Origin of the sequence: Staphylococcus sp. HMSC34C02 (assembly GCF_001838705.1) — a bacterium.
Lineage (GTDB): Bacteria > Bacillota > Bacilli > Staphylococcales > Staphylococcaceae > Staphylococcus > Staphylococcus borealis.
The window spans coordinates 1-5485 of the sequence record NZ_KV838573.1; the positions used below are offsets into that span (position 1 = coordinate 1).

Sequence of the window (5485 nt, forward strand, 5' to 3'; positions counted from 1 at the left end):
CAACTACGTTCCATTACCCATTTTAGAACTACTTACCTAAGAGCTATTGCTCATAGGTTCATTAAAATTAAAGATTCCTTAGGAGTCTCCGCAACTCTGTTTCGTAATCTTCTAGCGTCATTCAACTGCCTTTCATTAATGTTCAATATAGGTATTTATGACTACACGTTGTAATCTGTCATAGAACTTCTTACGTAAGTGTGTGTGCATGCAACTATGTACTATTATTCATTTTACATTTTTCTAAGTGGCTAATTCTCAATTTCGAAGATGGATTTAAATTCATTATTAAAGTATGTTATTTTTGAAATAAGGGTTTACAATTGGTATTTAGTTTGAATTTTTAGAAAATTTATTGAATCACCATTATGAGATTGCTATAATTTAATATACTATTATTAACTTAGAATGATTTAGGAGGCTTTCATCATGTCAGAAAAAGTAAAATTTGAACAACGCGACGCGCTTAAAGAAAAACCAGAAGGTAATTTAGGATTCGGTCAATACTTCACAGATTACATGTTAAGTTTTGATTATGATGCAGATCAAGGTTGGCATGATTTAAAAATTGTTCCTTATGCACCATTTGAAGTTTCACCAGCTGCACAAGGTCTTCATTATGGACAAGCTGTATTTGAAGGTTTAAAAGCATATAAACATGAAGGCGAAGTTGTATTATTTAGACCAGATCAAAACTTCAAACGTATCAATGATTCATTAGCACGTCTAGAAATGCCTAAAGTAGATGAGGAATTATTACTAGAAGGTTTAAAACAATTAGTAGACGTTGAACGTGATTGGGTACCTGAAGGCGAAGGCCAATCGTTATATATTCGTCCATTTGTATTTGCCACTGAAGGTATCTTAGGTGTAAGAGCATCTCATCAATATAAATTATTAATCATTTTATCTCCATCAGGTGCTTATTACGGCGGAGACACTTTAAAAACAACTAAAATTTACGTTGAAGATGAATATGTTCGTGCCGTACGTGGTGGCGTAGGATTTGCTAAAGTAGCAGGTAACTATGCAGCAAGTTTACTAGCACAAACAAATGCTAATAATTTAGGCTATGACCAAGTGTTATGGTTAGACGGTGTAGAACAAAAATATGTTGAAGAAGTTGGTAGTATGAACATTTTCTTCGTTGAAAATGGTAAATTAGTTACACCTGCTTTAAATGGTAGTATCTTACCAGGTATTACACGTAAATCAATCATTGAATTGGCGAAAGAGTTAGGCTATGAAGTTGAAGAACGTAAAGTATCAATCGATGAGTTATTTGAAGCATACGACAAAGGTGAATTGACTGAAGTATTCGGGTCAGGTACAGCTGCCGTGATTTCACCAGTAGGTACTTTAAAATATGAAGATAGAGAAATCGTCATCAACAATAACGAACCTGGCGAAATTACTAAAAAATTATATGACACATACACTGGCATCCAAAGTGGTAAATTAGAAGATACGCATGGTTGGAGAGTCGTTGTTCCAGAATATAAATAAGGTATGTTTATTATGCTAGAAATCTCAAGTAATTGAGGTTTCTAGCTTTTTATTTTATTCAATTGTGATGGCTTGAGTCTATGCTTTTTGAATGATATCTAAAATAAGCGACTAGATAATTGAATACTTTGACCTTATGGACTTAAATATTTGGAACTTAAAGATTTGATTATTTAAATTTTAATGTATTACTTGTTCAATTTTTATCATTATCTTTCTTAATTTTCTTATCTATAAAGAAAAAAACGATAATTATAACTAAGAAAAGAGAATAGAAAATGGTCTTACCATATGGAATATGAAAAAATGCGATGAAAATAATTGAGAACATGTTCAATAATACCAAACTAATCGTTAAGGCTATTTGATATTTTTTCATTATCAATCTCTCCTTTAGCATCATTAAGAAAATGTTTTTAAATGGAGATCGTTATAAATTTGGTAGATCTCGAAACAGTAATTAGCTATTTCCCATCTAAACGCCGACTGATATAGCCTAATACAGCACCAATTATAACTAATACTAAAATATATATTAAATTTGATAATTGATTATCTAAAGTAAGCATTGGCTGAACATAAAACGTAGCAACAATTAGTATTATTAAAAATATAACACCTGCAATTATTCTGTATTTCATCATAGACATCCCTACATTTTTAAGTCATTTTAGAAATTCCCCACATTTTAATTATGCAGTTTTTTGATAAATTTTAAAAACTCAAAGTATATATAGCTATTTATCATCATCATGTTTTTTCTGTTTAGGTGCGTAGTGATCGATTATAAATTGAAAAATGAAAATGTATGTCCAAAAAAGTATAATTCCCCAAATATTTGTAAGAATATGAATATCTGTTATCCACATAAAAATACAAAGTAGTATGATTGATCCAAAATATATAATATTTAGAATTAATCTCAATTTAGATTTTGACATATATTATGCAACCCTTCATGAAAATCTCAACTATTGAATTTCAACCATTCAAAAATGATATGACATATATTAATAAATACTGTATAAGAAAGTTTGATTTATTAAATCATTAGGTTACACAAATATTTAGCGAAAAAAGGCATTTCTTATCTTTAGGTATATATTATCTTATGATCACTAATGTTTTTAACATTGTTTGTAAATATAAAAATAACATAAAATATTAAAAATATGAATTAAACATTTTTATATAATCAGTTTTATTTATAGTTTCTTTAATTCATCTATGTTTAAAGTACAGACATGTTGGAGGGATTAATATTATATTTTAAGCATGGTGTTATTCAAATTAAAGATCATACTTTTATATATAACGTATTATGTATAATATTAGTATCATAAAAAGCATACTTAAATATATGATAAGTAAGAAGGTGCATAGTGTGGAATATAAAACACTTAAAAAGCTTTTTCATATGTATGGTTGGGATAATGTAGAAACAGAATATAATATGCGGTTAAATAGTTATTCAAGTTATGTTACCGACTTTGTTATTCATCCAATTCAGGACGAGAAACAACAAAGAGACGCAGAGTATCCTTTATTCTTTATTCTAAATCGATCATTAGGCATTAACCTTGAAAAGGTCTTAAAAAACTCAGATAGAATTAAACAACTTTCCTCAGCATTGGCTAAAGTCGCGAATGAAGCATATATTAAATATTTATTAATCACTGAACTCCAAAATACAAATGAAATTGAAAATATAAAAAGTACAAAAAAAGAGATTGCTGCGTCACTGAACAAAACAAAAGGTGAGAATAAGCGTTTTGATGGATTAGTAAATCAATATATTATGATTGAAAATGATGACGTTGAAATCAAGGGAGTGGGACAGAATTCTTTTTAAATTCGTCGTCCCACCCCCGCAAGGGTGACTAGAACTGAAATAAGCTTGATTTAAGCACATTTTCAGTTCAGTCAGCTACTGCGAATTTGCAAAATAGCATCATCATATTATTTATGTCCCAGGCTCTTGTTGCTTGTGAAATTATAGAAAAAGATTTACCAGATGGAAATTTGTTTAGAAAAAATTCTATCGGTGTCTACGACAATGCTAAAAGTAAATGGGTTCATAGAAATGAATTTAATGAACCAGAAATTTATGAATATCTAACCATTTTATTAAGTTTTATTAAACATTATGAAGCACCCAGTATTTATAAAATATTAGCTAGTCATTATATGTTTGAGTACATACATCCTTTTTATGATGGAAATGGAAGAGTAGGAAGATATATTTTAGCCAAATTACTTAATGATAACTTGGATTCGTTTACAGCACTCACTTTTTCATACGTCGTAAATCATAATAAAAATAAATATTATAAAGCATTTCAAGAAGCATCTGATTATTTTAATAAAGGTGAAATAACAAATTTTATTGATGATATGATGCAATTACTTATTGAAGGACAAAATAATATTATAGAAACGTTTGAAAATAATACAGACATCATTACAAGACTTACTCAGTCTCTTAATGAACAAGCATTAAATAAATATGATTTAAATGTTCTTTTTATATTACTTCAAGACAAAATATTTGGAAGTAAATACTCTAGAATTAGTATTAAAGAAGTAAAAAACATAGTTGGCTACTCAAGAAATAAAGTTAATGAAGTCATAAACTAATATGAAAACAAATTAATTAAGTTAAAAAGTAATCCTGTTGTTTACGAGGTGAAAGACAGTTACGTACAAGAATTATTGACAATGCATCACACTACAAACTAAATATATAAGCAGACAAATACGCATCATTAATAGGCAATTACGCAATAAACGCCAAATGTATCCTCAGGTGTTTACAATAAAAGTGTAATTTAAATATTAATGAAGGAGTGAAATCCAATGACAGACGTATTCGGTTTCATTAAAAAAGCGATTGACTTTATTAGTAGTATTTTAGTACATGGCGAACCTAAATAATTATTTTTACAATAATCATCACCCCGAGAGTTAGATTGAAATCTAATTTTCGGGGTGAACTTTATATAACCATATTAATTGAAAGCATGATAATTTTTATTTTTTTGAAAATATATAATTGATTCAACTTCATTGCAAATTGTTGATATAACATGATACATCCGAAGCCCCAAGATAAACGTCTAACAGATACATATACTAAATAATTGGGAATTGGAATTGTAAATCGTTCTATTAAGTCTAAAACGAAAATCTGTATTACAATAGAAGCATTAAAGTTACGAATTATAGGAGTGTTGTGTAAATGGAATGGATATTATTTGATAAAGACGGGACGTTAATTGAGTTTGACAAGAGTTGGGAGAAAATCGGCATAAGATTAGTAGATAGTCTTTTAGATGAATACCCAGTCGCCGATAAAGAAGTTGCGCATCGACAATTGGGTATTCTCGATGATGCAATTGTTCCTGATTCTGTGATGGGTTCAGGCTCACTAGATGAAATGATTAAAGCTTTCAATAACGTTGTTGGTAAAGATGTCTCAACTTGGACACGTAATACAAGTCAATCCCTTGTCGATACGCGTGTGCCAGAGAATAACTGGATTGATGGTGTATATGATATGATTCAATCATTGAGAAAAGACGGCTATAAAATTGGTATAGTTACAAGTGATTCTAGAAAAGGCGTCTTGCAGTTTTTAGAAGATACAAATTCAAAAGATGCATTTGACTTAGTGATTTCAACAGAAACACATGCTGCTGAAAAGCCCAATCCGGCAGTACTTAATCCATTGTTTGATCACTATGACGTGAAACCTAAAGATGTAGTGATTGTTGGTGATACGAATAATGATATGAAGACAAAGGTAAATGCTGAATTAGGTTTAGCAATTGGTGTACTGAGTGGCATTGCTAAAAAAGAAGAGTTAGTCGACGCTGATGTGATTATAGATACAGCGGTAAGTGTGCCCGAAGTCTTAAAACAATATAGTGAAAATAAATAAGGTTATAAAAAGGGAGCGGGACAGAATTCTTTTGAATTC

At 29.7% G+C, this 5485-nt stretch carries 4 protein-coding genes; all 4 read left to right on the plus strand.

Annotated elements, in window-relative coordinates; all coding sequences use genetic code 11:
• Nucleotides 1-429: 429 nt before the first annotated feature.
• The 4 genes from HMPREF3239_RS05590 (at nt 430) to HMPREF3239_RS05615 (ending at nt 5446) form a co-directional block, all read left to right on the plus strand.
• Entirely contained in the window at nt 430-1506 is a 1077-nt protein-coding gene (locus HMPREF3239_RS05590) for a branched-chain amino acid aminotransferase (RefSeq protein ID WP_070855001.1), read from the plus strand.
• A gap of 1384 nt (nt 1507-2890) precedes the next feature.
• The gene (locus tag HMPREF3239_RS05605) at nt 2891-3358 is read left to right on the plus strand and encodes a hypothetical protein (RefSeq protein ID WP_176747953.1); all 468 of its coding nucleotides are present in this window, start codon (nt 2891-2893) and stop codon (nt 3356-3358) included.
• An 86-nt stretch (nt 3359-3444) separates the two neighbouring features.
• Entirely contained in the window at nt 3445-4143 is a 699-nt protein-coding gene (locus HMPREF3239_RS05610) for a Fic family protein (RefSeq protein WP_256323742.1), read from the plus strand.
• Between the two features lie 601 nt (nt 4144-4744).
• Nucleotides 4745-5446: an HAD family hydrolase gene (locus HMPREF3239_RS05615; RefSeq protein WP_053031088.1), complete on the plus strand. Its 702-nt coding sequence runs from the start codon at nt 4745-4747 to the stop codon at nt 5444-5446.
• The last annotated feature ends 39 nt before the right edge of the window (nt 5447-5485 follow it).

Bases quoted from the DNA above. Each gene is read 5' to 3' on its own strand.
- HMPREF3239_RS05615 (WP_053031088.1), top strand. From the start codon at position 4,745: ATGGAATGGATATTATTTGATAAAGACGGGACGTTAATTGAGTTTGAC.
- HMPREF3239_RS05590 (WP_070855001.1), top strand. From the start codon at position 430: ATGTCAGAAAAAGTAAAATTTGAACAACGCGACGCGCTTAAAGAAAAA.